Genomic DNA, 25,413 nt, shown 5'->3' with positions numbered 1-25,413 from the left:
TTGCCCGAATGCGAGGGTAGGCTAACCTAACCTGCGTGTTGGTCGAGAGTCCCCCTGAACAGCGCGCGGAGACCGCCCCCGCGCCCCCGACCCGACGGGCGGTGCGAGCCTTCGGTCTGCTCCTGGCCGTCGCGATCCTGGTGCTCGTCGCGCTGGCGAGTATCGCGATCGGTGCGAAAGAGCTGTCCCTCGGTCAGGTCTGGCACGGCCTGTTCGAGGACTCGGGGACCTATGGGGACGTCGTCGTGGCGGAGCGGCTGTCGCGGACCGTGCTCGGGCTGCTCGCGGGCGCCGCGCTCGGCCTGGCCGGGGCGGTCCTGCAAGCGCTCACGCGCAACCCGCTGGCCGACCCCGGTCTGCTCGGCATCAATGCCGGTGCCTCCGCAGCGGTCGTCACGGCCATCACGTACTTCGGGGTCACCTCGCTCAGCGGCTACGTGTGGTTCGCGTTCTTCGGCGCTGCCGCGGTCGGGGCGCTGGTGTGGTTCCTCGGCGGCAGCCGGGGTGCGACGCCGGTGCGGCTCGCGCTCGCCGGCACGGCCATCAGCGCCGCGCTGTACGGCTACCTCCAGGCCGTGATGATCATGGACGAGGCGGCGCTCGGCAAGATGCGCTTCTGGACGGTCGGTTCGCTGTCCTCGGCGACCGACTCGACCATCACGCAGGTCCTGCCGTTCCTGCTGACCGGTACGGTCCTGGCGCTGGCGCTCGCCCGGCCGCTCAACGCGATGGCCATGGGCGACGACACCGCCAAGGCCCTCGGCGCCGACCTCAACCGGACGCGGGCGCTGTCGATGCTGGCCGCGACCGTGCTGTGCGGGGCCGCGACCGCCGCGTGCGGGCCGATCGTGTTCGTCGGGCTGATGGTGCCGCATGTGGTGCGTTCCTTCACCGGGCCCGACCTGCGCTGGATCCTGCCGTACGCGGCGATCCTGTCGCCCGTGCTGCTGCTCGGGGCCGATGTCATCGGCCGGATCGTGGCCCGGCCCTCGGAGCTCCAGGTGGGCATCGTCACCGCGATCCTCGGCGGCCCGGTGTTCATCTTTCTCGTACGACGGCGGAGGACGGCGCAGCTGTGAAGACCACCAACCGTGCCGTGCGGACCCCGGGCGGGCTCTCGTTGCGCCTGGACGTGCGGGCCGTCACCGTCGTGCTCCTGCTGATCGTCGCGGCGCTCGTGGCGGGCGTCGTGCTCATCGGTACCGGCGACTTCCCGATCCCGGCCGCCGACGTGCTGCGGACGCTGGCAGGCGAGGGCAACCCGGGCCAGGAGTTCATCGTCAACGAGCTGCGGCTGCCGCGGGTCCTGGTCGGGCTGCTGGTCGGCGCCTCGCTCGGACTCGGCGGGGCCCTGTTCCAGGCCATCTCCCGCAATCCGCTGGGCAGTCCGGACGTGCTGGGTCTCGGGCAGGGGGCGACGGCCGGCGCGCTCGTGGTGATCGTGCTGGGCTCCGGGAGCGCCAACGAGGTCGCGGCCGGGGCGCTGGTGGGCGGCCTGGCGACCGGGCTCGCCATCTATGTGCTCGCCTGGAAGCGGGGGGTGCACGGCTACCGGCTGGTCCTGGTCGGTATCGGCGTCTCCGCGATCGTCACGGCGGTCAACGGCTACCTGCTCACCAAGTCAGACATCGTGGACGCGGCCCGCGCGGTCGTGTGGATGACCGGGTCCCTCGACGGCCGGGACTGGGACCAGGTGTGGCCGCTGCTCGCGCTGACCGCCGTACTGGTGCCGCTCGTCCTCGTCAACGCGCGCGGGCTGCGGATGATGGAGATGGGTGACGACGTGTCGTACGCCCTCGGGGTGCGGGTCGAGCGCGTACGGCTGCTGCTCATGGTGGCGGCCGTGCTGCTCACCGCGTCCGCCACCGCCGCGGCCGGTCCCGTCAGCTTCGTCGCGCTCACCGCGCCGCAGCTGGCCCGGCGCCTGACCCGCTCGCCCGGGCCGAACCTGCTGCCCTCGCTGTGCATGGGCGCCGCCCTGCTGGTCGTCGCCGACTGGGTCTCACAGCGGGCGTTCGGCGCCGAGCAGCTGCCCGTGGGCGTGGTCACCGGTGTGCTCGGCGGGGTCTACCTGCTGTGGCTGCTGGTCAGCGAGCGCAGGGCGGGCCGGATATGAGCACCGGGACGGAGAAGAGCACCAGCGGACTGAACCACCAAGGGAGCACCGTGAATCGTCTGTCCGCCGAGAACGTCACCCTCGCCTACGACCAACGGGTCATCGCGGAGCAGTTGTCGGTGGAGATACCCGACAACTCCTTCACCGTGATCGTGGGCCCCAACGCGTGCGGCAAGTCGACGCTGCTGCGGGCGCTGTCGCGGATGCTCAAGCCGAGCGAGGGCCGGGTGCTGCTCGACGGGCAGGTCATCCAGTCGATGCCCGCGAAGAAGGTCGCGCGGACCCTCGGTCTGCTGCCCCAGTCGTCCATCGCGCCCGACGGCATCACGGTCGCCGACCTCGTCGGCCGCGGCCGCTACCCGCACCAGGGCATCCTGCGCCAGTGGTCCGCGGACGACGAGCGGGTCGTCCAGGAGTCCATGCGGCAGACCGGCGTGGCCGAACTCGGCGACCGCTACGTCGACGAACTCTCGGGCGGCCAGCGCCAGCGCGTGTGGATCGCCATGGCGCTCGCCCAGCAGACGCCGCTGCTCCTCTTGGACGAGCCGACGACGTACCTGGACATCCAGCACCAGATCGACGTACTGGACCTGTGCGCGGAGCTGCACGAGGAGCAGGGGCGCACGCTCGTCGCCGTGCTGCACGACCTGAACCACGCCGCCCGCTACGCCACCCACCTCATCGCCCTGCGCGAGGGCCGGGTCATCGCCGAGGGCGCGCCGAAGGACATCGTCACGGCCGGACTGGTCGAGGAGGTCTTCGGGCTGCGCTGCCAGGTCATCGACGACCCGGAGACGGGCACACCGCTGGTCGTCCCGGCGGCCCGCAAGGCCCGCGCCGGGCACACGGGCGGGAAGGTCGCGGCTACAGGAGCTTCCTGAGCTGGAGCAGGTCCCGCACGCCCGCGTGCAGCTTCACACGGCCCGATCCCCAGGCCTTGGCGAAGCTCAGCTCGCCGCCGACCAGCGCGACCAGGTCGTCGCCGGTCATGGCGAGTCTGATCTCGGCCTTGCCGGGCGGCGGCCCTGGCACGGTGTCGTGCACCTCGATCCGCCCACCGCGCATCCGGCCGGCGAAGGTGACGTCGAGGTCCGTGATGTGGCAGCTCACCGAGCGGTCCAGGGCCGCGGCGTCGCGGACGTCCCCTTCGGCGCGCTGCATGGTGTCCGAGAGCTTGTCGAGTGCGCTGCGGCACTCCTCGATCGTGGCCATCGCGGTCGACGGTACCGCAGCGGTTCGCGGTAGCGTCGGGGCATGGACGACGCAGCTCCCGAGACCCCGCGGGCGGCGGAGGACGAGCCGGCGCCCGACCCCGCCGCCCCGGCCCCCCTGAACGTGCCCCGCACGCCGACCGGTGACGCCGGGGTGGACGCGGCCCTGGGCCGGCTCGGCGACGCGGACCACCTCGCCACGGACGGGCATCTCGAGGTGTACGAGGATGTACACCGGGGGCTGCGCGACGCGCTCACCGCGCTCGACGCCCGCCCGGGACCTCCGGCGCCCCCGCGGCCGTACGAGCACAGGAGCTGAACCGAACGTGGCAGGAGTCGCACGACGCCGTCTGGATGCGGAGCTGGTCCGCCGGAAGCTCGCGCGCTCGCGCGAGCACGCCGCGCAGCTGATCGCCGCGGGGCGGGTCTCCGTCGGCAAGACCGTCGCGACCAAACCCGCCACGCAGGTGGAGACCGCGGCCGCGATCGTGGTGGCCGAGGACGACAGCGACCCCGACTACGTCTCGCGCGGCGGCCACAAGCTGGCCGGGGCGCTCGCCGTGTTCGGTCCGCAGGGGCTGGCCGTGGAGGGGCGCAGGGCGCTCGACGCGGGCGCCTCCACCGGCGGTTTCACCGATGTCCTGCTGCGGGCGGGCGCCGCGCACGTCGTCGCCGTGGACGTCGGATACGGACAACTCGCGTGGTCCCTGCAGAAGGATGAACGCGTCACCGTCAAGGACCGTACGAACGTACGCGAGTTGACGCTTGAAGCGATCGATGGGGAGCCAGTGGATCTTGTTGTGGGGGATCTGTCCTTCATCCCGCTCGGGCTGGTCCTGCCCGCTCTGACGCGGTGCGTGAAGCCGGACGCCGACCTGGTGATGATGGTCAAGCCGCAGTTCGAGGTCGGGAAGGAGCGCCTCGGGAGCGGGGGAGTGGTACGCAGCACCCAGCTGCGGGCCGAGGCGGTGCGGGGGGTGGCCGAGAAGGCCTGGGGGCGGGGGCTCGGGGTGAAGGGCGTGACGGCCAGTCCGCTGCCCGGGCCGTCGGGGAATGTCGAATACTTTCTGTGGCTGCGGTCCGGGGCACCGGAACTGGACCCGGCCGAGGCAGACCGTGCAGTGGCGGAGGGGCCGTGTTGACCGAGAACCGAGCTCGTACTGTTTTCCTGCTCGCCCACACGGGGCGGCCCGCCGCCGTGCGCAGTGCCGAGCTCGTGGTGAAGGGGCTGCTGCGCTCCGGTCTGGGCGTGCGCGTCCTGGAGGCCGAGGCGCGTGACCTGCCGCTGCCGGCCGAGGTGGAGCTGGTCAAGGAGGCCACTCCGCAGTGCCTCGACGGCTGTGAGCTGCTCATCGTGCTGGGCGGCGACGGCACGCTGCTGCGCGGTGCCGAGTTCGCCCGGGCGTCGGGTGTGCCGATGCTGGGCGTCAACCTCGGGCGCGTCGGGTTCCTCGCGGAGGCCGAGCGGGACGACCTCGACAAGGTCGTCGACCGGGTGGTGACCAAGGCGTACGAGGTCGAGGAGCGGATGACCGTCGACGTCGTCGTGCACCGCAACGGGGACATCGTGCACACGGACTGGGCGCTGAACGAGGCGGCCGTGCAGAAGGTGTCCGCCGAGCGGATGCTGGAGATCGTCCTGGAGATCGACGGGCGGCCGGTGACGGGGTTCGGCTGCGACGGGATCGTGTGTGCGACGCCCACGGGGTCGACGGCGTACGCGTTCTCCGCGGGCGGGCCGGTGGTGTGGCCGGAGGTCGAGGCGCTGCTGATGGTGCCGATCTCCGCGCACGCGCTGTTCGCGAAGCCGCTCGTGACATCGCCGGATTCTGTGTTGGCTGTGGAGGTTCTGCCCCACATTCCGCCGGGTGTGCTGTGGTGTGACGGGCGGCGGACCGTGGAGCTGCCGCCGGGGGCGAGGGTCGAGGTGCGGCGGGGGGCGGTGCCGGTTCGGCTGGCCCGGCTGCATCACGCGTCGTTCACGGACCGGCTGGTGGCCAAGTTCGCGCTGCCTGTTTCCGGGTGGCGGGGGGCTCCTCACTAGCGGGCCGTGGGGGGTGGTCGCGGCGCGTCGGCGGGTGCGGGTGGATTGTGGTTGTTCGCGCCCACGCGGCGGAGCCGCACATTGATACGGCCCCGCGCCCCTGAGCCCGGACCACTCGCGTGGGTGACAAGGGCAGGCCGGTCGCAATCCGTGGCCCCGACCTCGTAAGGTCGTGTCCGTGTTGGAGGAGATGCGGATACGGTCGCTGGGCGTGATCGACGATGCTGTCGTCGAGCTGTCGCCCGGGTTCACCGCGGTCACCGGTGAGACGGGTGCGGGCAAGACCATGGTGGTCACCAGCCTGGGGTTGCTGCTGGGCGGGCGGGCCGACCCGGCGCTCGTGCGGATCGGGGCCGGCAAGGCCGTCGTGGAGGGGCGGATCACCGTCCCCCGGGGCGCCGCGGTCGCCGTACGCGCCGAGGAGGCCGGGGCCGAGCTCGACGACGGGGCCCTGCTGGTCAGCCGTACCGTTTCCGCCGAGGGGCGCTCACGGGCGCACCTGGGCGGGCGCAGTGTGCCCGTGGGCGTGCTGGCCGAGCTCGCCGACGAGCTGGTGGCCGTGCACGGGCAGACCGACCAGCAGGGGCTGCTCAAGCTGTCCCGGCAGCGTCAGGCGCTCGACCGGTACGCGGGCGACGCGGTCGCCGGGCCGCTGGCCAAATACGGCGAGGCGTACAAGCGGCTGCGGGCCGTCGCCGCCGAGCTCGACGAGATCACCACCCGGGCCCGTGAGCGGGCTCAGGAGGCCGATCTGCTGCGCTTCGGGCTCGACGAGATCGCCGCCGTGGAACCCCGCGCGGGTGAGGACGCGGAGCTGGCCGAGGAGGCCGAGCGGCTCGGGCACGCCGAGGCGCTGGCGTCCGCCGCCGCGGTCGCGCACGCCGGCCTCGCGGGCAACCCCGAGGACCCGGAGGGCGTCGACGCCGGGACGCTCGTCGCGGGCGCGCAGCGGGCCCTGGACGCCGTACGGTCGCACGACCCGGCGCTGGCGGCACTCGCCGACCGCATCGGGGAGATCGGGATCCTGCTGCGGGACGCGGCCGGCGACCTGGCGGGGTACGCCGATGATCTGGACGCCGATCCGCTGCGGCTGGCGGCCGTCGAGGAGCGGCGAGCCGCGCTGACCGGGCTGACGCGCAAGTACGGCGAGGACATCGCCACCGTGCTGGCCTGGGCCGAGCAGAGCGCTGCCCGGCTGACCGAACTGGACGGCGACGACGGGCGGATCGGGGAGCTGACCGCCGAGCGGGACGCGCTGCGGTCCGAGCTGGGCGGGCTGGCGCAGGCGCTGACGGACGCCCGGACGGAGGCCGCCGAGCGGTTCGCCGCCGCCGTGACCGCCGAGCTGGCCTCCCTCGCCATGCCGCACGCGCGGGTGTCCTTCGACATCCGGCAGACCGAGGATCCGGAGGGCGTCGAGGTCGGCGGGCGTCCGGTCGCCTACGGTCCCGCGGGCGCCGACGAGGTCGAGCTGCTGCTCGCCCCGCACCCGGGGGCGCCGCCGCGGCCGATCGCCAAGGGCGCGTCCGGCGGTGAACTGTCGCGGGTGATGCTGGCCGTTGAGGTCGTGTTCGCGGGGACGGACCCGGTGCCGACGTACCTCTTCGACGAGGTCGACGCCGGGGTCGGCGGCAAGGCGGCGGTCGAGATCGGCCGGCGGCTCGCACGCCTGGCGAAGACCGCGCAGGTCGTGGTCGTGACGCATCTGCCCCAGGTGGCCGCCTTCGCCGACCGGCAGCTGCTGGTCGAGAAGACCAACGACGGGTCGGTGACCCGATCCGGCGTCAAGGTCCTCGAAGGCGAGGACCGGGTCAGGGAGCTGTCCCGCATGCTCGCCGGGCAGGAGGACTCCGAGACGGCCCGCGCGCACGCGGAGGAGCTGCTGGCGGCGGCCCGGGCGGACGGTTAGCACGGAGCGGCGCACCGGCAGTGGTGCGGCAAGGCCGGTCGGGTCGCCCGATTTCACTCGTGTGGGTGACCCGGCCCGGGGCGTTCCCCCCACTGCCGCGCCCCGCTGCCGCGGCGCAGGGGTTCCGGCGTTCCCGGAACCCCCTTGTGTCCTGGCATCCTTGGCGGAGTACGCGTGCGAAACCGCGTCGTGACCGTCCGACCCGAACCAGGAGCCCGGCCACGTGACCCCCGTGAGCAGCCACTCACCGCATGGCCAGTTGCCGCTGCGCACCGTGCAGGTGCTGGGCGGAGGCAATGCCGCCAGCAGTGCGCATGTGCGCTCGCTGGCCGCGGGGCTCGTCGCGCGGGGCGTGAAAGTCACGGTGTGCGCCCCCTACGGGGCCGATAGCGCCTATGACTTCAGCGGTGTCGGGGCCGACCACGTGCACGTGCCGCGCAGCAGTGATCCGGTGTCGGTGGCCGCGCTGCGGGCGGCCTGCGCCAACGCCGATCTGGTGCACGCGCACGGGCTGCACGCCTCCTTCCGCACCGTGCTCGCCCTCAGCGGGCGCCGCGTGCGTACTCCGCTGGTGGTGACGTGGCACGACCGGGCGCACGCCGACGGCGCGCGTGCCCACATGCTGCGCGTGCTGGAGCGAAGGGTCGTGAAGGCGGCCACGGTGGTGCTGGGGACGACCTCGGCGCTCGTGGACCGGGCCCGGGTCACCGGCGCGCGGGACGCCCGGCTCGCGGCCGTCGCGCTGCCCGGTCCCCGCAGGCCCCGCGAGCCCGACGACCCCGACCGGCGACGGCCCAAGGTGCGCGCCGAACTCGGCGCCATCGGACGGCCGTTGCTGATGGCCGTCGGCTCCCTGGAACGCCACCGTGGATACGACGTGCTGCTGGACGCCGCGCGCGCCTGGCGCCGCCTCGATCCGGTGCCGCTGGTCGTGATCGCCGGAGAGGGCCCGCTGCGCGGTGAACTCCAGGCGCGGATCGAGGAGGAGGGGCTGCCGGTCCGGCTCATCGGGCGGCGCGAGGACATCACCGACTTGCTCGCCGCGGCCGACCTCGCCCTGCTGCCGAGCCGTTGGGAGGCGCGCTCCGTCCTCGCCCAGGAGGCCCTGCACGCACGCGTGCCGCTCGTCGCGACGGAGGTCGGCGGCGTCCCCGAACTCGTCGGTGACGCGGCCGAACTCGTCCCGTACGGGGACGCGAAGGCCCTCGCCGACGCCGTCGTGCGGTTGCTCGGCGACCGGGCACGCCGGGAACTGCTGGCGGACAGGGGAGCCCGGCAGGCCGCCACCTGGCCGACCGAGGACGAGACGGTCGCCCAGGTGCTCAGCGTGTACGACGAGTTGACCCAGCCCCGTCCCCTTCCGTAGAAGCCCTTACGGCACGTGCCTGCGGGCCCGCAAGGCCAGGCTCAGGGCCAGGACCGTCTGCGGGTCGTCGAGGTCCGTGCCCAGCAACTCCCCGATGCGGCCCAGGCGGTTGTACAGGGTCTGCCGGTTCAGATGCAGCTCGCGGGCCGTCTCCGCCTTGCGTCCCGCGTGGGCGAGGTAGGTCGTGAGCGTGGGCAGCAGCGGCGGCCGGGAGCGGCGGTCGTGCTCCAGCAGCGGGCCGAGGGCGCGGTCGACGAAGGCCGCCAGGTCCTCGTGGTCGCGCAGCCGCCACAGCAACAGGTCGATGTCGAGGCGGCGGGCGTCGTACCAGGGCCGGTCCGGCAGGCCCTGGGCCGCTGTGGCCGTCTCGGCAGCGTGCCGCAGGCCCGAGGCGGCCGCTGGCCAGCCGCCGGCCGTCCCCACGACCACCACGGGCGGCTGCCCGCCCGGCCGCGGCAGCCCCGCCCGGCCCACACCGGCCCGCAGAGCCGCCGCGACCCGGTCCGCGACCGCCGCCCGCTCCGACTCCGCACGCAGCCCGAGCAGTACCAGCACCCGGCCCTCCACCGGCCGCACCCCGAGCAGCACCGGCAGGCCCACCGACGCCAGCTCCTCCGACAGCGCCCGGGCCAGCACGGCCCGGCCACCCCCGCTCTCGGCTCCACCGGAGCGGGCACCGCCCCCGTCCGGGGACAGGGCGTCCCCGAGCCGCATGACCAGCGGCAGCAGCGGGCCGCCGCCCGGCCGGAAACCCAGCACGCGGGCCTGCGCCGGGGCGTCCTCGGCCGTGACGCGGCCCTCGGCGAGGTCGGTGAGGAAGTCGCCGCGCCCGCGCGCCGCCAGTTCCTCCTCCTGGCGGGCCTGCATCAGCACCACGGCCAGGATGCCCGCGGCCCGCTCGGCGGCCATCCGGTGCACCGGAGCCGGGGGAGTGCGCACGGGCAGCACTATGAGCCGGGCCCGGACGCCCCCGCTGCCGGGCCCGCCGCCCGGCACGTCCACGAGCACCGACCCCGCGAGCGGCGGCTCGTCCTTGTGCTGGCCGCGCAGCCCCTCCCACACCTGGAGCGGGTCCGCGCCCTCGGGCCCCGACCCGGCCGTGTACAGCAACTGCCCGTCCGCCGTCTCCAGGAACACGGGGTTCCCGGCGAAGTCGGCGAGGATACCGAGCACTTGGGGCACCCCACCGCCGCCCAGCAGGGCCTGTGTGCACCGCCGGTGCACCTCCTCGGCCCGCTGCAGCAGCGCGTAGTGGCCGTTGACGATCTCGGTGTGCACCTCCTCCGTGACCGTGACGAAGGGCACCTCGCGGTGCAGCTGGACGAGCGGCAGCCCGGCGGAGCGTGCCGTGTCGACGAGGGCCGCCGGCAGCCGGGTGAAGCGCGGACCGAGCTCCACGACCAGGGCCGCGATGCCGCGCTCGGCCAGGGTGCGCACGAACGCCCGCTGCTCGGCGGGCCGGGTGCCGAGGCCGTAGCCCGTGGTCAGCAGGAGTTCGCCGCCCTTGAGCAGGGAGGCGATGTGCGGCACCTCGCCGGCGTGCACCCAGCGCACGGTCCGCCCCAGCCGCTCGGCGCCCGCCAGCACCTCGGGCAGCCCGCTGCGCAGCCCCGGCAGCTCCAGCGCCCGCTGCACGGTGATCCCGGCGCCCTGGGTGTCGTAACCGCTGTCCGTCCCGCTCTCCATGTGCCGGACGCTACCCGCGCGGGAGCCTTGCGGACATCTCCGGCGGGGCACCGAAATGATCACCTCCCGGATCCCGCGCCGGATCTCCCCGGAATAGCGCGTGACCGGCCGGGTACGGGCGCAGTCATGGACATGAGCGTGGTGGCGGTAGGGCGGGAGGACGACAGTCCGGTCGAGGAGCCGTTGCGGGTCGCGGTGCTCGCCGACCGGCTCGGGTACCGGGAGGTCTGGGCCGGCGAGGGACCCACGTGGGACTCGTTCGTCCTGGCGACGGCGATCGGCGTCGCCACCGAGCAGGCCGCGCTGACCGCCGGGCCCGTACCGGTGTCGGTGCGCGATCCGCTCACCATCGTCCGGGGCGCCGCCTCCACCGCGGCCGTCACCGGGCGGCCCGTCGGCGTGGCCCTGGGCACCTCCAGCAAGCGGGTCGTCGAGGGCGTGCACGGCCGGCCGCGGACCCGGCCCGCGGCGGCCCTGGAGGAGTCGGCGGCGGCCGTACGGGCGCTGATGGGCAGTGCGCCGGGCGAGCCGATCGTGCCCGGCAGCGGCTTTCCGCGCCGGCTGCCGCCGCCCGGAGGCATGGTCACCGTCGCCGCGTTCGGGGAGCGGGCGGTCGCCGCCGCCGTCGCGCACTCCGACCGGATGCTGCTCGACCTCGTCTCGCCCGAGCAGGTCCGCATGCTGCGCGGCCGGATGCTCGCGGCCGCCGAGAAGGCGGGCCGTACGCCGCCGCGGCTGGCCGCCTGGCTGCCCGCCGCCGTCGATCCGGAGCCGGAGACGCTCACGCAGGTCCTGCGCAGCGTCGTCGGCTACCTCGCGGTGCCGGGCTACAGCGACATGTTCGTCGACGCGGGGTTCGCCGAGGTCGTCGAGCTGGCCGCCAAGGGCGCCGACGCCGACACCCTGCTCCGGGCACTGCCGCCCGAGGCCGCCGGCACGGTCGCCCTCGTCGGCGACACCGACACCGTCCGCGCCCGTATCGCCGCCTACGCCGAGGCCGGACTGGACGAGATCGCCCTGGTCCCGGCCACGGCCGGCGATCCCGCGGGGGAGCGCACGCTCACGGCCCTCAGGCCGCAGTGACGCCCCCACGAGGGCCGCAGTGACGCCCCCACGAGGGCCGGAGTGACACCCAGCGGGTGCCCCCGCTCAGCCGCCGTACGCGCCCGAAGCCGTCAGACGCAGTGCCGTGTCGATGAGCGGCACGTGGCTGAAGGCCTGCGGGAAGTTTCCGACCTGGCGTTGCAGACGCGGGTCCCACTCCTCGGCCAGCAGACCGAGGTCGTTGCGCAGAGACAGCAGCTTCTCGAACAGCTTGCGGGCCTCGTCCACGCGGCCGATCATCGCCAGGTCGTCGGCCATCCAGAACGAGCAGGCCAGGAACGCGCCCTCATCGCCGGGCAGGCCGTCGACGTTCTCGTCGCCGCTGGTGGTCGGGTAGCGCAGGATGAAGCCGTCCGACGTGGACAGCTCGCGCTGGATCGCCTCGATCGTGCCGATGACCCGCTTGTCGTCCGGCGGCAGGAAGCCCATCTGCGGGATCAGCAGCAGCGAGGCGTCCAGCTCCTTCGAGCCGTACGACTGCGTGAAGGTGTTGCGCTCCTTGTCGTAGCCCTTGTCGCACACGTCCCGGTGGATGTCGTCGCGCAGCTCGCGCCAGCGCTCCAGCGGGCCGTCCGCGTCGCCGGACTCGATCAGCTTGATCGTGCGGTCGACCGCGACCCAGGCCATCACCTTGGAGTGCACGAAGTGGCGGCGCGGGCCGCGCACCTCCCAGATGCCCTCGTCCGGCTCCTGCCAGTGGTCCTCCAGGTAGCGGATCAGCTTCAGCTGGAGCAGCGCGGCGTAGTCGTTGCGCGCGAGACCCGTCATGTGGGCCAGGTGCAGGGCCTCGGTGACCTCGCCGTACACGTCCAGCTGGAGCTGGTGGGCCGCGCCGTTGCCGACCCGGACCGGGCCGGAGCTCTCGTAGCCCGGCAGCCAGTCCAGCTCCGCCTCGCCCAGCTCGCGCTCGCCGGCGATGCCGTACATGATCTGCAGGTTCTCCGGGTCGCCGGCGACCGCCCGCAGCAGCCACTCGCGCCAGGCCCGGGCCTCCTCGCGGTAGCCGGTGCGCAGCAGCGAGGACAGCGTGATCGCCGCGTCGCGCAGCCAGGTGTAGCGGTAGTCCCAGTTGCGCACGCCGCCGATGTCCTCCGGCAGGGAGGTGGTGGGCGCGGCGACGATGCCGCCGGTCGGGGCGTACGTCAGGGCCTTCAGCGTGATCAGCGAGCGGACGACGGCCTCCCGGTAGGGACCGTGGTACGTACAGTGGTCGACCCACTCGCGCCAGAAGTCCTCCGTCGCCTCCAGCGACTGCTCCGGCTCGGGCAGCGGCGGCGGCTCCTTGTGCGAGGGCTCCCAGGAGATCGTGAACGCGATCCGGTCACCCGGGGCGACCGTGAAGTCCGCGTACGTCGTCAGCGACTTGCCGTAGGTCTCCGCGGATGTGTCGAACCACACGGAGTCGGGGCCCGCGACGGCCACCGTCCGCCCCTCGTGCTTGTGCACCCACGGCACCACCCGCCCGTAGGAGAACCGCATCCGCAGCGCCGAGCGCATCGGCACGCGGCCCGAGACGCCCTCGACGATCCGGATCAGCTGCGGGGCGCCGTCACGCGGCGGCATGAAGTCCGTCACCCGGACCGTGCCCCGCTGGGTGTCCCATTCGGACTCCAGGATCAGCGAGTCGCCCCGGTAGCTGCGCCGCGCGGCGGTGGGGGGCTGCTGGTCGGAGGCGTACGCGGGGCCGAGCCGCCAGAAGCCGTGCTCCTCGGTGCCCAGCAGGCCGGCGAAGATGGCGTGCGAGTCGAAGCGGGGCAGGCACAGCCAGTCGACTGTGCCGTCCCGGCAGACCAGGGCAGCGGTCTGCATGTCTCCGATGAGTGCGTAGTCTTCGATGCGCCCGGCCACGTGCAACTCCAGTCGAACGGCCACGTCACCCCACGAGGGGGCTGTCGCTAGTGCGGTCAAGGTGGGGTTTCAGCAAGTCTTGCAATACGTCGTTGAGCGATGAAGCAAAACAGGTCACTCAGCCGTGATGCAAAGCGCCAATTGTTGCTCAACGAACTGACGAGCTCACGTTGTTCCGGTGCTTACGGGCGGGGGGTGGTGCCGTTGGGCCGGACGGGCTCGGCAGCGAGTGTCCGAGCAGGATACGACGCACGCGGATGATCCGGGTGCCCGTCCGGACAAGGGGAGTACGCCGAACGAGTGAGCAACGGGTGAGGAAGCGGTGAGTGGGGTCACCTCCGTGTCGGGATGTGTGCGGAGCGTGGCCGGAAGCCACCGCCCCGCGGCGCTGATACGCTGGTAGCCCGTGGACCGGTGGGCCCCTTCCCGACAGGGAACCCCCGAACCGCAGCGACGGCACCCCGGAGTTCTCCGGCGGGCAGCCGCACCGCACCCCCAGACCGCGACCACGGGAGCCCCGTCTTGGCCATGCCGCCCGCCGCTTTTCGTAATTCGACGACCAAGCACATCTTCGTCACCGGGGGTGTCGCCTCCTCGCTGGGCAAGGGCCTGACGGCCTCCAGCCTCGGCATGCTGCTCAAGGCCCGCGGTCTGCGCGTCGTGATGCAGAAGCTCGACCCGTACCTGAACGTGGACCCGGGCACGATGAACCCCTTCCAGCACGGTGAGGTGTTCGTCACCAACGACGGCGCCGAGACCGACCTGGACATCGGTCACTACGAGCGCTTCCTCGACCGCGACCTCGACGGCTCCGCCAACGTCACCACCGGCCAGGTGTACAACACCGTGATCGCCAAGGAGCGGCGCGGCGAGTACCTGGGCGACACCGTGCAGGTCATCCCGCACATCACCAACGAGATCAAGCACCGCATCCGCCGCATGGCGACGGACGAGGTCGACGTCGTGATCACCGAGGTCGGCGGCACGGTCGGCGACATCGAGTCGCTGCCGTTCCTGGAGACCGTCCGCCAGGTCCGTCACGAGGTCGGCCGTGACAACGTCTTCGTCGTCCATATCTCGCTCCTGCCGTACATCGGCCCCTCGGGTGAGCTGAAGACGAAGCCCACCCAGCACTCGGTTGCGGCCCTGCGCAACATCGGTATCCAGCCGGACGCGATCGTGCTGCGCTGCGACCGCGAGGTCCCCACCGCGATCAAGCGGAAGATCTCGCTGATGTGCGACGTCGACGAGGCCGCCGTGGTGGCCTGCCCCGACGCCCGCTCGATCTACGACATCCCGAAGACGGTGCACGGCGAGGGCCTGGACGCCTACGTCGTCCGCAAGCTCGACCTGCCGTTCCGCGACGTCGACTGGACGACCTGGGACGACCTGCTCGACCGCGTCCACAACCCCGACCACGAGATCACCCTCGCCCTGGTCGGCAAGTACATCGACCTGCCCGACGCCTACCTGTCGGTCACCGAGGCGCTGCGCGCCGGCGGCTTCGCCAACCGCGCCCGCGTGAAGATCAAGTGGGTCACCTCCGACGACTGCAAGACCCCGGCGGGCGCCGCGGCGCAGCTCGGCGACGTCGACGGCGTCTGCATCCCCGGCGGCTTCGGCGACCGCGGTGTGCTCGGCAAGGTCGGCGCGATCAAGTACGCCCGCGAGAACAAGATCCCGCTGCTCGGCCTCTGCCTCGGCCTGCAGTGCATCGTGATCGAGGCCGCGCGCAACCTGGCCGACATCACCGACGCCAACTCCACCGAGTTCGACCCGGCCACCTCCCACCCGGTCATCTCCACCATGGCCGAGCAGCTCGACATCGTCGCCGGTGAGGGTGACATGGGCGGCACCATGCGGCTCGGCATGTACCCGGCCAAGCTGGCCGAGGGCTCGATCGTGCGCGAGGTGTACGACGGCAAGGAGTACGTCGAGGAGCGCCACCGGCACCGCTACGAGGTGAACAACGCCTACCGGGCCGAGCTGGAGAAGCAGACGGGCATCCAGTTCTCCGGCACCTCGCCGGACGGCAAGCTCGTCGAATACGTCGAGTACCCGCGCGACGTCCACCCGTACCTGGTCGCCACACAGGCCCACCCGGAGCTGCGCTCGCGGCCGACGCGCCCGCACCCGCTGTTCGCCGGGCTCGTCAAGGCCTCGGTCGAGCGGAAGACTTCGAAGTAACACACCAGTTGTACGGTGGCCGGGGTGCATCCCTTCAAAGGGTGTGCACCCCGGTTTCGTTTCGCAGGTCGTGTGGCACGTGGAAGGACAGGCATGACGATCAAGGACGCCCCGGAGGAGTGGGAGATCCGGGCGACGCAGACTCCCTTCGTGGGCAACAAGACCTCCGTCCGCACCGACGACGTGGTCATGCCCGACGGCACCGTGGTCGGCCGTGACTACCAGGTCCACCCCGGCTCCGTGGCCGTTCTCGCCCTCGACGCGGACGACCGTGTGCTGGTGCTGCGCCAGTACCGCCACCCCGTGCGCCACAAGCTGTGGGAGATCCCGGCCGGACTGCTCGACGTCCCCGGCGAGAACCCGCTGCACGCCGCGCAGCGCGAGCTGTACGAGGAGGCGCACGTCAAGGCCGAGGACTGGCGGGTGCTGACCGACGTCTACACCACGCCCGGCGGCTGCGACGAGGCCGTCCGGATCTTCCTGGCGCGTGACCTGTCCGAGGCCGAGGGGGAGCGCTTCGCCGTCGAGGAGGAAGAGGCCGACATGCTCCTGGACCGCGTGCCGGTCGAGGAGCTCGTGCGGGGCGTGCTGGCCGGCGATCTCCACAACAACTGCCTCGTCGTGGGCGTCCTCTCGCTGGTCGCCGCCCGGGGCGGGGACGGCCTGGACGCCCTGCGCCCGGCCCTGGCGCCGTGGCCGGCGCGTCCGTTCGAGGTGTAGCGCTCCGCGAGGGGAGCCGCGTGTGTCGTCGGTCGGGTGCGGCTGCGTCGTGGCTTGTCGCGCAGTTCCCCGCGCCCTTGAGGGCGCTCCACCGACGCTGTCGTCCTACGATCTGTTGATCCGATCAGGGGATGTGTCCGCCGTGCCCGCCGTGCTCCTCCGGGGACGTTGCAGAGCGTGAACTAGGCTCTGTGGCACGCCCGAACCGGAGTCCCGGCGGGCTCGCGTGTGCGGTGGGACGGGAGTGTGGCCCGTGGCGGATCAGGTCGTGGAGACAGGCGACGTGCGGTCGGCCGGGCGCGCTGCCGGGGAGATCGACTTCCTGGGCCGCACACGGGAGTTGAAGGAACTGCGCGCCGACATCGAGCGCGCCGGGCTGGACACCCTGGCCGGCCGCAAAGCACCCCGCGCGCGCGTGCTGCTCATCGCCGGCCGGCCCGGTTCGGGCCGCACGGCACTCGCAGAGGAACTCGTACGGCAGGTTGCGGACCGTTACCCCGACGGGGTGCTGCGGGCGAGCCTGACCGAGCCGGGCGGCACCCCGGTCCCCGTCGGGCGTGCCGCCCGCGACCTCCTCGCCGCCCTGGACGCGCCGGCGCCGGCCGGGGCCTGCGAGGACGACCTCACCGATGCCCTGCGCACCGCCCTGGCCGAGCGCCGCGCCCTGCTCCTGCTGGACGACGCGGCCGACGCCGAGCAGGTCGACGCCCTGCTGCCCGACACCCCGGACTGCCTCGTCGTCGCGGTCTCCGAAGGCCCGCTGACCGGCATCTCCGACGTCCGCCCCTGCACCCTGGGCGGCCTGGACGCCAAGTCCGGGGTGGAACTGCTGACCCGGCACACCGGCTCGGTCCGCATCACCGTCGACCCCCGGGCCGCCGAGGGCCTCGCCGAGGAGTGCCAGGGGCAGCCCGCCGCGCTGATGCTGGCGGGAGGCTGGCTCGCGGCCCGCCCCAACGCCGCCGTCTCCGACCTGGCCAAGCAGCTGCGCGCCGAGGACACTGAGGGCACCGCCCTCACCCGGGTCTTCCGGCTCGCCTACGCCGCCCTGCCCGCCGGCGCCGCCCGGATGCTGCGCCTGCTCGCCCTCGCCCCGGCCGGACTGGTCGACCCGCAGACCGCCTCCGCACTCGTCGGCTGCTCGGTCGACAGCGCCCGCACCACCCTCGACGACTTCGTCGCCCTGGGCTTCCTGCACGCGGTGGACGCACCGCTGCCGCAGTACGCGGTGCCCGGCTGCCTGCACCCCCAGCTGCGGGTCCTCGCCGAGCACCTCGAACGCCCGGCCGAGCTCCAGCTGGCCCGGGCCCGCATGCTGGAGCGGACCGTACGGCTGCTCCAGGCCTGCCGGGCGATCACCGAGACCGACAGCCCCCAGGCGCGCCAGAAACTCCTCGACATGCCGCGCGCCCTGCGCTTCCCCACCCCGCGGGCGGCCGCCGACTGGCTGCGACTGACCCGGCCCGCGCTGCTGGCCTCGGTCCGGCTCGCGGTCGCCGACGGGGAGCTGGACACCCTGGCCCGACGGCTGATGTCCCAGCTGGTCCGGGCGATGGCGGCGCACATCGGCACCCGGGCCGCCGCTGCCGACCTCTACGACATCCACAGCCTCGTCCTCGGCATCGCAGAGCGCCGCAACCTGCCCCGCGAGCGTGCCGCGGCCCTGCTCAACCTCGGTGACCTCGACGCCCGCACCGGCCGTACGGCCGACGCCCTGACGCGCTACCGGGCCGCGCTGGACGCCGGGCGCGAGGTGAACGACCCGTACGCGACCGGCCGCGCGATGGAATCCGTAGGCGGCGCGCACCTGGAGCTCGGCGACTACGACCGGGCCGCCGACTGGTTCGGCCGCGCGCTGGTCGAGCGGCTCGCCCGGGGCGAGCGCGCCGAGGCCGCCCGGCTCTACGGGCGGATCGCCGCCGCCCACACCTTCGCGGGCCGCTACGGCGAGGCCCTGCGGAACTGGCGCGCGGCGGTCGCCGGGCACCGCAAGAACGGCGATGTGGCCGCTCAGGCACGCGCCTTGAGCGAGCTGGCGCGGGTGCAGGAGTACGCGGGCCGGCCCGAGGAGTCGCTGCGCACCTGCCGGGAGGCGGTGGAGTGGGCGCGGCGCGCCGAAGATCCGCGACTGCAGGCCGCCCTGCATCTGCGGGTCGCCGACACCCTCGAACACCTGGGTGATCCCGCGTCGGCCGGGCTGCACCGGGGCGCCGCCGAGGGGATTCTCGGTGACTCAAACCTTCAAAACGAGCCTGACGCCTGCGAAATCCGTATCGCATCACCTGAAGATTGATGCAATGAAAGGCTAGACAGCGAGAACACCTTCATTAGACTGGCTCTGCCGCACGTTCTCCTGCGGTCTCTCCCGGTGTGCCCGTGCGTGCCCGGGTATGTCTAAGAAATACCCCCCATACCCTCTGAGCCAAGGACCGTGATCGACGTGAAGGTCGGCATCCCCCGCGAGGTCAAGAACAACGAGTTCCGGGTGGCCATCACCCCCGCCGGCGTGCACGAGCTGGTGCGCCACGGCCACCAGGTCGTCATCGAGCGCGACGCCGGCATCGGCTCCTCGATCACGAACGAGGAGTACGTCGCCGCCGGCGGGCAGATCCTGGACACCGCCGACGAGGTGTGGGCCACCGCCGACCTGCTGCTGAAGGTCAAGGAGCCCATCGCCGAGGAGTACCACCGCCTCCGCAAGGACCAGACGCTCTTCACGTACCTGCACCTGGCCGCCTCCAAGGAGTGCACGGACGCCCTCCTGGAGTCCGGCACCACCGCGATCGCCTACGAGACCGTCGAGCTGCCCAGCCGCGCGCTGCCGCTGCTCGCCCCGATGTCCGAGGTCGCGGGCCGGCTCGCCCCGCAGGTCGGCGCCTACCACCTGATGCGCGCCAACGGCGGCCGCGGCGTGCTGCCCGGCGGCGTCCCCGGCGTGCTGGCCGGCCGCGCCGTCGTGATCGGCGGTGGCGTCTCCGGCTGGAACGCCGCGCAGATCGCCATCGGCATGGGCTTCCACGTGACCCTGCTCGACAAGGACATCAACAAGCTCCGCGAGGCCGACAAGATCTTCGGCACGAAGATCCAGACCGTCGTCTCGAACGCCTTCGAACTGGAGAAGGCCTGCCTGGAGGCCGACCTCGTCATCGGCGCGGTGCTGATCCCCGGCGCCAAGGCCCCCAAGCTGGTCACCAACGAGCTCGTCTCGCGCATGAAGCCCGGAAGTGTCCTTGTCGACATCGCGATCGACCAGGGCGGCTGCTTCGAGGACTCCCGCCCGACCACTCACGCGGAGCCGGCCTTCCAGGTCCACAACTCGGTCTTCTACTGCGTCGCCAACATGCCCGGCGCGGTGCCCAACACCTCCACCTACGCGCTGACCAACGCGACGCTGCCCTACATCGTCGAGCTGGCCGACCACGGCTGGGCGGACGCGCTGCGCCGCGACCCGGCACTGGCCAAGGGTCTCAACACCCACGACGGCAAGGTCGTTTACCGCGAGGTCGCCGAGGCGCACGGTGTGGAGCACGTGGAGCTGTCCTCGCTGCTCGGCTGAGCCGCCCACCACCCCTCGGCAGCCGGTAAGTCGGCTAAGTAACCAACCGGCAAAGGCGATACGTCAACACGGGTCGTCAACGCCGCGCACCCGGCCGGACCTTGCCCGACAAGGTCCGGCCGGATGTGTGTATGGTCACTTCGCGATTCTCGGGCAACTCGCCTCGAACGTAACCCTTCAACCGATTCGCACACCGGTGAAACCTGCCGTGCGACGGCCGTACGCCCTTGACAGCGGGATGTTTCATTGCCGACACATCGGGCCGGGTCCGGCGGATTGTGTTGCTGCGGACGCCCGACACGCCATAGAGTCGCCAGCTGTCGGCATGGTGCCACGCTGACCTGTCTAGAAGTTTCCTGGTCACCAAGGAGGTAAGACGACTTGTGAATGAGTCGACATTTACTCCCGGGGGTGGTCAACCAGGAATGCCTGCACCGGGCCAGGGGCCTGCGGGGTTCGAGGCTGTCGGCTCCGTCGCTGTGCGCACCTTCGCAGCCCACCAGAGTCAGCAGGCGACTCACACTGCACACCAGAAGATGGATGGCCATCACGTGAACGCCATGGCCGGCGACGGAAGTGGCGCGCCCCACAACCACTTCGCCGACTACGACGAACTGCCCGAGGGGCACTTCTACGACCCCGACGCGGAGTACGAGCCCGACCCCGAGTACGCGGCCACTCTCGCGCCCGACGCGGCCAGACAGCGCCGGGAGCGTGTGGGCCCGACGGGGCGGCCGCTGCCGTACTTCCCGATCCCGGGACCGCTGCCCGAACACGGTCCCGCGAAGATCATCGCGATGTGCAACCAGAAGGGCGGCGTCGGCAAGACCACGTCGACCATCAACCTGGGTGCCGCGCTCGCGGAGTACGGACGCCGGGTCCTGCTCGTGGACTTCGACCCGCAGGGCGCGCTGTCGGTCGGACTCGGTGTCAACCCGATGGAGCTCGACCTCACCGTCTACAACCTGCTCATGGAGCGGGGGATGGCGGCTGACGAGGTGCTGCTGAAGACGGCGGTCCCCAACATGGACCTGCTGCCCAGCAACATCGACCTGTCGGCGGCCGAGGTCCAGCTCGTCTCCGAGGTCGCCCGCGAGTCGACGCTGCAGCGCGCCCTGAAGCCGCTGCTGCCCGACTACGACTTCATCGTCATCGACTGCCAGCCCTCGCTCGGCCTGCTCACGGTGAACGCCCTGACAGCCGCGCACAAGGTGATAGTGCCTCTGGAGTGCGAGTTCTTCGCGCTGCGCGGCGTGGCCCTGCTGACGGAGACCATCGAGAAGGTCCAGGAGCGGCTCAACCCCGAGCTGGAGCTCGACGGCATCCTCGCCACGATGTACGACTCGCGCACGGTGCACAGCCGTGAGGTGCTCGCGCGTGTGGTCGAGGCGTTCGACGACCACGTCTACCACACGGTCATCGGGCGCACGGTCCGCTTCCCGGAGACCACGGTCGCCGGTGAGCCGATCACCACGTACGCCTCCAACTCCGTCGGTGCCGCCGCTTATCGCCAGCTCGCCAGGGAGGTGCTCGCCCGGTGTCACGCCGAGTGAGTCTGCCGGGGGCCGACGAACTCTTCCGTACGACAGGGGGGATGGCGCTTCAGTCGTCCCAGCCCAGGCGTCAGGCCAACGGCGACGCCCGGGTGCCCGCTCCGGCGGGGGAGGGCGACGCGGCGGCGGCAGCGGCCGCCGACGACGCACCGCAGTCGGTGCCCGCACAGGGCGGTGACGGCGAGGGCGCCGAGCACGTTGCGGCGGACGCGGAGCCGGCCGAGGCCGGGGAGGCCCACAGCCGTTCCGCGACCGCCGAGCGCTCCGGCTCCGCCCGTCGGCAGACGGCGCAGGAAGGTTCTGCCGCCGGTGCCGCGGGGGCCGCGCCCCGCAAGCGCGGGCGGAACCCCTCGCGCCGCCCCAGCGGCCGTGAGCGGCACGACGAGAAGATCACGGTGTACGTGTCGGCCGAGGAGCTCATGGACCTGGAGCACGCCCGTCTGGTGCTCCGCGGCGAGCACGGCCTGGCCGTCGACCGCGGACGCATCGTCCGCGAGGCGGTCGCGGTGGTCCTCGCCGACCTGGAGACCCGCGGAGACGCCAGCATCCTCGTACGACGACTGCGCGGGCGGTAGCGGTAGCCTGCGGGGGCCATGACCTCGAACGCTTCCCCACCTCCCCCCGGCGGCCCGGCCGGCCGCCGGCGTGCGCTGGGGAGAGGGCCGGGGGCTCCGCGGACGGCTCCGCCGGCTGAGCCGGGAGAGGGCGAGCCGCCCACCTCGCCGGAGGAGGCCGACCCCGCGGCGCTGCCGGTCGAGCGGGCCGGGACCGAGGCGGCCGGGCCCTGCCCGGATGGTGCGGGGACAGCTCCGCCGGTCGAGCCGCGGGCGGAGACGGTCCCGCACGGATCGTCGCCCGCGAGCGAGGCAGCCGCGCATGCGGGGCCGGCCGCCCCGGCGCCCGAGCCGGGTTTCTCGTCCCACGACGCCGGGCCCGCGGCTGCGCCGGCCGGTGCCCTGAAGGCCACGGCCTCGGGGGCGGTGGACACGGCTGGGGCCGTGGCGCCGCCGGTGGACGCGGTTGGGTCGGTTGCGGATGTGGCTGAGCCCGTTGTGCGGTCTGCGGGTGTGGGCGGGTCGGTGGCCGAGCCGGGTTTGTCGCCTGACGGCGCCGGGCCCGCGGCTGCGTCGGCCGGTGCCCTGAAGGCCATGGACCCCGGGTCGGTGGACACGGCTGGGCCCGAGGCATCGCCTGCGGGCCTGGGCGGGCCCCTGGCACCGTCTGGGGGCGCGTCGGGTCCGGTGGCGTCGGCTGGGGGCGTGGCCGGGCCCGTCCCGCCGCATGCGGACGTGGTCGAGCCTCTCGCGCGGCCTGCGGGCGTGGGCGGGTCGGTGTGCGTGGGGGAGCTGAGCGGGGAGACGCTGCCCGCGGGTGCGGGGACCGCGTCCGAGGGGTCTTCCGCGCCGGCCCGGGGCGGTGACGCCGACGCGGCGGCGGCGGACGACGGGGTCTTCAAGGTCCGGCTCGCCAACTTCGAGGGGCCCTTCGATCTGCTGTTGCAGTTGATCTCGCGGCACAAGCTGGACGTCACCGAGGTCGCGCTGTCGAAGGTGACCGACGAGTTCATGGCCCACATCCGGGCGATGGGGCCGGACTGGGACCTGGACGAGACGACCGAGTTCCTGGTCGTCGCCGCGACCCTGCTCGACCTGAAGGCCGCACGGCTGCTGCCCGCCGCCGAGGTGGAGGACGAGGGTGATCTCGCGCTGCTCGAAGCGCGGGACCTGCTCTTCGCCCGGCTGTTGCAGTACCGCGCGTACAAGCAGATCGCCGACATCTTCAGCGGGCGCCTCGACGACGAGGCCCGGCGCTATCCCCGTACCGTCGGCCTCGAAGCGCACCACGCGGAGCTGTTGCCCGACGTCGTCATCAGCATCGGGGCGGAAGGATTCGCCAAGCTCGCCGTGAAGGCGATGCAGCCGCGCCCCATGCCGCAGGTCTACGTGGACCACATCCACGCCCCGCTGGTCAGCGTGCAGGAGCAGGCGCAGATCGTCGTGGCCCGGCTCAGAGAGCTCGGTGAGGCGAGCTTCCGTGCCCTCGTGGAGGACACCGACGACACCCTGACCGTCGTGGCGAGGTTCCTCGCGCTGCTGGAGCTGTACCGCGAGAAGGCCGTCGCGCTGGAGCAGGAGACCGCGCTCGGGGACCTGCTCGTGCGGTGGACCGGCGGGGACGGGGCCGACGCACCGACCGTCACCGACGAGTTCGACCGGCCGCCCGAGCCGCCGAAGGAGGAGAAGAAGGCGTGAGCGAGCGAACGACCGACCTGCCGGCCGGGCCGGGTGCCGTCGCCGGTCTCGATCTGAAACCGGCCCTGGAGGCCGTCCTCATGGTGGTGGACGAGCCCGCCACCGAGGAGCACCTCGCGAAGATACTGGAGCGGCCGAAGCGCCAGATCGCGGACGCCCTGCGCGAGCTGGCCGACGAGTACACCGTCCAGGGCCGCGGCTTCGAGCTGCGGTACGTCGCGAACGGCTGGCGCTTCTACACCCGGGCCGCCTACGCGCCCGCCGTCGAGCGCTTCGTCCTGGACGGCCAGCAGGCCCGCCTCACCCAGGCCGCCCTGGAGACCCTGGCCGTCGTCGCCTACCGGCAGCCGGTCAGCCGCAGCCGGGTCTCGGCCGTCCGCGGAGTCAACTGCGACGGTGTCATGCGCACCCTCCTCCAGCGCGGTCTGATAGAGGAGGCGGGCACGGAACCCGAAACAGGTGCGATCCTGTACAGGACGACGAACTACTTCCTGGAGCGGATGGGCCTGCGCGGTCTGGACGAGCTCCCGGAGCTCGCGCCCTTCCTCCCGGAGGCGGAGGCGATCGAGGCCGAGACCCAGGAAGGCGTACCGTCGTTCGACCCGGACGCGCCTGACGACGACGTGCCGGGCGGCCGCCCGGCCACCCCGGGTACCGACGACGAAGACGACCAGACGGAACTTTGATGCGAAGCAGCAGCGGCAGGAACAGCAGCGGAAACAACGGCGGGAGCCGTGGTGGCAACAGCGGCGGCCGCGGCGGGAGTGGTGGTGGTCGCGGCAACTTCCGCGGCGCCGGCAACAACCGCGACGACAAGCAGGGCAGCGGCCGTCCGAAGAAGCCGCGCCCGGAAGAGCGCCGCTACGACGTGGGCCCCGGGGCGACGAAGGACGGCCCCAAGGCCGGGCGTGGCGGCGCCGCGCGCGGCGGCGCCAAGGGCGGGCCCAAGCAGCCCCAGAAGCAGGGGCGTACGACCCCGGCGCGCCCGCGCGAGTACGAGGCGCAGGTCGAGGAGCGCAACCGCGACCGGTACGCCGGGAAGAAGGAGGTCAAGCTCCCGAAGACCTTCCCCGGCGCCGAGCAGGAGGGCGAGCGGCTGCAGAAGGTCCTCGCCCGGGCGGGCTTCGGCTCCCGGCGGGCCTGCGAGGAACTGATCGAGGAGGCCCGGGTCGAGATCAACGGCGAGATCGTCCTGGAGCAGGGGCGGCGCGTCGACCCCGAGAAGGACGAGATCAAGGTCGACGGGCTGACCGTCGCCACGCAGCGCTTCCAGTTCTTCGCGCTGAACAAGCCCGCCGGTGTCGTCTCGACGATGGAGGACCCGGAGGGCCGGCAGTGCCTCGGTGACTACGTCACCAACCGCGAGACCCGGCTCTTCCACGTCGGCCGGCTCGACACCGAGACCGAGGGCGTCATCCTGCTCACCAACCACGGTGAGCTGGCCCACCGGCTGACGCACCCGAAGTACGGCGTGAAGAAGACCTACCTCGCGCACATCGTCGGCCCCATCCCGCGCGACCTGGGCAAGCAGCTCAAGGACGGCATCCAGCTGGAGGACGGCTACGCCCGCGCGGACCACTTCCGGGTCGTCCAGCAGACCGGCAAGAACTACCTCGTCGAGGTCACCCTCCATGAGGGCCGCAAGCACATCGTGCGCCGGATGCTGGCGGAGGCCGGCTTCCCGGTCGACAAGCTGGTCCGGGTCGCCTTCGGGCCGATCACCCTGGGCGACCAGAAGTCGGGCTGGCTGCGGCGGCTGTCCAACACCGAGGTCGGGATGCTGATGCAGGAGGTCGACCTCTAGACCTTGTGAGTGACCGGCACCCCCTTTATAGTCTTGCTGACTATTAAAGGGGGTGCT

The 25,413-nt window shown here is 72.6% G+C and carries 21 protein-coding genes; 18 read left to right on the top strand and 3 right to left on the bottom strand.

Annotated features, from left to right (window positions below; translation table 11 throughout):
- Window positions 1–35 precede the first annotated feature (35 nt).
- The 3 genes from A4E84_RS08995 to A4E84_RS08985 are packed head-to-tail and all read left to right on the top strand — an operon-like array spanning window position 36 to window position 2,997.
- Window positions 36–1,079: a FecCD family ABC transporter permease gene (locus A4E84_RS08995; RefSeq protein ID WP_062926035.1), complete on the top strand. Its 1,044-nt coding sequence runs from the start codon at window positions 36–38 to the stop codon at window positions 1,077–1,079.
- On the top strand, window positions 1,076–2,116 hold the full coding sequence (locus A4E84_RS08990) for a FecCD family ABC transporter permease (protein ID WP_062926034.1): 1,041 nt from the start codon (window positions 1,076–1,078) through the stop codon (window positions 2,114–2,116). Before A4E84_RS08995 ends, A4E84_RS08990 begins: the two co-directional genes overlap by 4 nt.
- Window positions 2,113–2,997 (top strand): ABC transporter ATP-binding protein, encoded by an 885-nt coding sequence (locus tag A4E84_RS08985; RefSeq protein WP_062926033.1) that lies wholly within the window; start codon window positions 2,113–2,115, stop codon window positions 2,995–2,997. Before A4E84_RS08990 ends, A4E84_RS08985 begins: the two co-directional genes overlap by 4 nt.
- On the opposite strand, the gene A4E84_RS08980 is transcribed toward A4E84_RS08985, so the two are convergent.
- On the bottom strand, window positions 2,981–3,328 hold the full coding sequence (locus A4E84_RS08980) for a hypothetical protein (protein ID WP_062926032.1): 348 nt from the start codon (window positions 3,326–3,328) through the stop codon (window positions 2,981–2,983). The genes A4E84_RS08985 and A4E84_RS08980 overlap by 17 nt on opposite strands.
- A 42-nt stretch (window positions 3,329–3,370) precedes the next feature.
- Between A4E84_RS08980 and A4E84_RS08975 the strand changes: the two genes are divergently transcribed.
- The 5 genes from A4E84_RS08975 (at window position 3,371) to A4E84_RS08955 (ending at window position 8,646) form a co-directional block, all read left to right on the top strand.
- A complete protein-coding gene (locus A4E84_RS08975; RefSeq protein ID WP_062926031.1) occupies window positions 3,371–3,646 on the top strand; it encodes a hypothetical protein in 276 nt (91 codons plus the stop codon).
- A gap of 7 nt (window positions 3,647–3,653) precedes the next feature.
- Entirely contained in the window at window positions 3,654–4,469 is an 816-nt protein-coding gene (locus A4E84_RS08970; RefSeq protein ID WP_062926030.1) for a TlyA family RNA methyltransferase, read from the top strand.
- Window positions 4,466–5,371 carry an NAD kinase gene (locus A4E84_RS08965; protein ID WP_031112347.1) on the top strand — a complete coding sequence of 302 codons (906 nt, stop codon included), beginning with the start codon at window positions 4,466–4,468 and terminating at the stop codon, window positions 5,369–5,371. The genes A4E84_RS08970 and A4E84_RS08965 overlap by 4 nt, the downstream gene beginning before the upstream one ends.
- A gap of 190 nt (window positions 5,372–5,561) precedes the next feature.
- Complete coding sequence (gene recN, locus A4E84_RS08960) at window positions 5,562–7,280, top strand: DNA repair protein RecN (protein WP_062926029.1); 1,719 nt, start codon at window positions 5,562–5,564, stop codon at window positions 7,278–7,280.
- A gap of 223 nt (window positions 7,281–7,503) precedes the next feature.
- Entirely contained in the window at window positions 7,504–8,646 is a 1,143-nt protein-coding gene (locus A4E84_RS08955; protein ID WP_062926028.1) for a glycosyltransferase family 4 protein, read from the top strand.
- 6 nt (window positions 8,647–8,652) lie between these two features.
- Here the strand turns inward: A4E84_RS08955 and A4E84_RS08950 are convergent, their stop codons facing one another.
- Window positions 8,653–10,332, bottom strand: coding sequence for a PucR family transcriptional regulator (locus tag A4E84_RS08950; protein WP_062926027.1), 1,680 nt, complete (start codon window positions 10,330–10,332; stop codon window positions 8,653–8,655).
- A gap of 126 nt (window positions 10,333–10,458) precedes the next feature.
- Here A4E84_RS08950 and A4E84_RS08945 point away from each other — a divergent pair, with 126 nt between their 5' ends.
- Window positions 10,459–11,415 carry an LLM class F420-dependent oxidoreductase gene (locus A4E84_RS08945; protein ID WP_062926026.1) on the top strand — a complete coding sequence of 319 codons (957 nt, stop codon included), beginning with the start codon at window positions 10,459–10,461 and terminating at the stop codon, window positions 11,413–11,415.
- A 66-nt stretch (window positions 11,416–11,481) separates the two neighbouring features.
- Here the strand turns inward: A4E84_RS08945 and A4E84_RS08940 are convergent, their stop codons facing one another.
- The gene (locus tag A4E84_RS08940) at window positions 11,482–13,284 is read right to left on the bottom strand and encodes a glycoside hydrolase family 15 protein (protein WP_062926025.1); all 1,803 of its coding nucleotides are present in this window, start codon (window positions 13,282–13,284) and stop codon (window positions 11,482–11,484) included.
- 528 nt (window positions 13,285–13,812) lie between these two features.
- On the opposite strand from A4E84_RS08940, the gene A4E84_RS08935 reads away from it, so the two are divergent.
- From A4E84_RS08935 to A4E84_RS08895, 9 genes are all read left to right on the top strand, one after another.
- Window positions 13,813–15,471, top strand: coding sequence for a CTP synthase (locus tag A4E84_RS08935; RefSeq protein WP_062926024.1), 1,659 nt, complete (start codon window positions 13,813–13,815; stop codon window positions 15,469–15,471).
- A gap of 93 nt (window positions 15,472–15,564) precedes the next feature.
- The gene (locus A4E84_RS08930) at window positions 15,565–16,191 is read left to right on the top strand and encodes an NUDIX domain-containing protein (RefSeq protein ID WP_062926023.1); all 627 of its coding nucleotides are present in this window, start codon (window positions 15,565–15,567) and stop codon (window positions 16,189–16,191) included.
- 253 nt (window positions 16,192–16,444) lie between these two features.
- A complete protein-coding gene (locus tag A4E84_RS08925; protein ID WP_062926022.1) occupies window positions 16,445–18,484 on the top strand; it encodes a tetratricopeptide repeat protein in 2,040 nt (679 codons plus the stop codon).
- 138 nt (window positions 18,485–18,622) lie between these two features.
- Entirely contained in the window at window positions 18,623–19,747 is a 1,125-nt protein-coding gene (gene ald / locus A4E84_RS08920; protein ID WP_167455402.1) for an alanine dehydrogenase, read from the top strand.
- Between the two features lie 425 nt (window positions 19,748–20,172).
- The gene (locus A4E84_RS08915; RefSeq protein ID WP_079128914.1) at window positions 20,173–21,300 is read left to right on the top strand and encodes a ParA family protein; all 1,128 of its coding nucleotides are present in this window, start codon (window positions 20,173–20,175) and stop codon (window positions 21,298–21,300) included.
- Complete coding sequence (locus A4E84_RS08910) at window positions 21,285–21,875, top strand: hypothetical protein (protein ID WP_079128913.1); 591 nt, start codon at window positions 21,285–21,287, stop codon at window positions 21,873–21,875. Before A4E84_RS08915 ends, A4E84_RS08910 begins: the two co-directional genes overlap by 16 nt.
- A 573-nt stretch (window positions 21,876–22,448) precedes the next feature.
- Complete coding sequence (locus A4E84_RS08905; protein ID WP_237304883.1) at window positions 22,449–23,552, top strand: segregation and condensation protein A; 1,104 nt, start codon at window positions 22,449–22,451, stop codon at window positions 23,550–23,552.
- Window positions 23,549–24,238: an SMC-Scp complex subunit ScpB gene (scpB, locus tag A4E84_RS08900; RefSeq protein ID WP_062926019.1), complete on the top strand. Its 690-nt coding sequence runs from the start codon at window positions 23,549–23,551 to the stop codon at window positions 24,236–24,238. The genes A4E84_RS08905 and scpB overlap by 4 nt, the downstream gene beginning before the upstream one ends.
- Entirely contained in the window at window positions 24,238–25,356 is a 1,119-nt protein-coding gene (locus tag A4E84_RS08895; protein ID WP_062926018.1) for a pseudouridine synthase, read from the top strand. Before scpB ends, A4E84_RS08895 begins: the two co-directional genes overlap by 1 nt.
- Window positions 25,357–25,413: the final 57 nt, after the last annotated feature.

The organism is Streptomyces qaidamensis (assembly GCF_001611795.1).
In the GTDB taxonomy this organism is placed as follows: Bacteria; Actinomycetota; Actinomycetes; order Streptomycetales; family Streptomycetaceae; genus Streptomyces; species Streptomyces qaidamensis.
Note: the sequence above shows the minus strand (reverse complement) of the source record. Positions and strands in the feature narration are given on the sequence as shown.

Bases quoted from the DNA above. Each gene is read 5' to 3' on its own strand.
- recN (WP_062926029.1), top strand. From the start codon at position 5,562: ATGCGGATACGGTCGCTGGGCGTGATCGACGATGCTGTCGTCGAGCTG.
- A4E84_RS08980 (WP_062926032.1), bottom strand. From the start codon at position 3,328: ATGGCCACGATCGAGGAGTGCCGCAGCGCACTCGACAAGCTCTCGGAC.
- A4E84_RS08975 (WP_062926031.1), top strand. From the start codon at position 3,371: ATGGACGACGCAGCTCCCGAGACCCCGCGGGCGGCGGAGGACGAGCCG.
- A4E84_RS08895 (WP_062926018.1), top strand. From the start codon at position 24,238: ATGCGAAGCAGCAGCGGCAGGAACAGCAGCGGAAACAACGGCGGGAGC.
- A4E84_RS08935 (WP_062926024.1), top strand. From the start codon at position 13,813: ATGCCGCCCGCCGCTTTTCGTAATTCGACGACCAAGCACATCTTCGTC.
- A4E84_RS08930 (WP_062926023.1), top strand. From the start codon at position 15,565: ATGACGATCAAGGACGCCCCGGAGGAGTGGGAGATCCGGGCGACGCAG.
- A4E84_RS08985 (WP_062926033.1), top strand. From the start codon at position 2,113: ATGAGCACCGGGACGGAGAAGAGCACCAGCGGACTGAACCACCAAGGG.
- A4E84_RS08945 (WP_062926026.1), top strand. From the start codon at position 10,459: ATGGACATGAGCGTGGTGGCGGTAGGGCGGGAGGACGACAGTCCGGTC.
- A4E84_RS08915 (WP_079128914.1), top strand. From the start codon at position 20,173: ATGCCTGCACCGGGCCAGGGGCCTGCGGGGTTCGAGGCTGTCGGCTCC.
- A4E84_RS08950 (WP_062926027.1), bottom strand. From the start codon at position 10,332: ATGGAGAGCGGGACGGACAGCGGTTACGACACCCAGGGCGCCGGGATC.
- A4E84_RS08905 (WP_237304883.1), top strand. From the start codon at position 22,449: ATGGACCCCGGGTCGGTGGACACGGCTGGGCCCGAGGCATCGCCTGCG.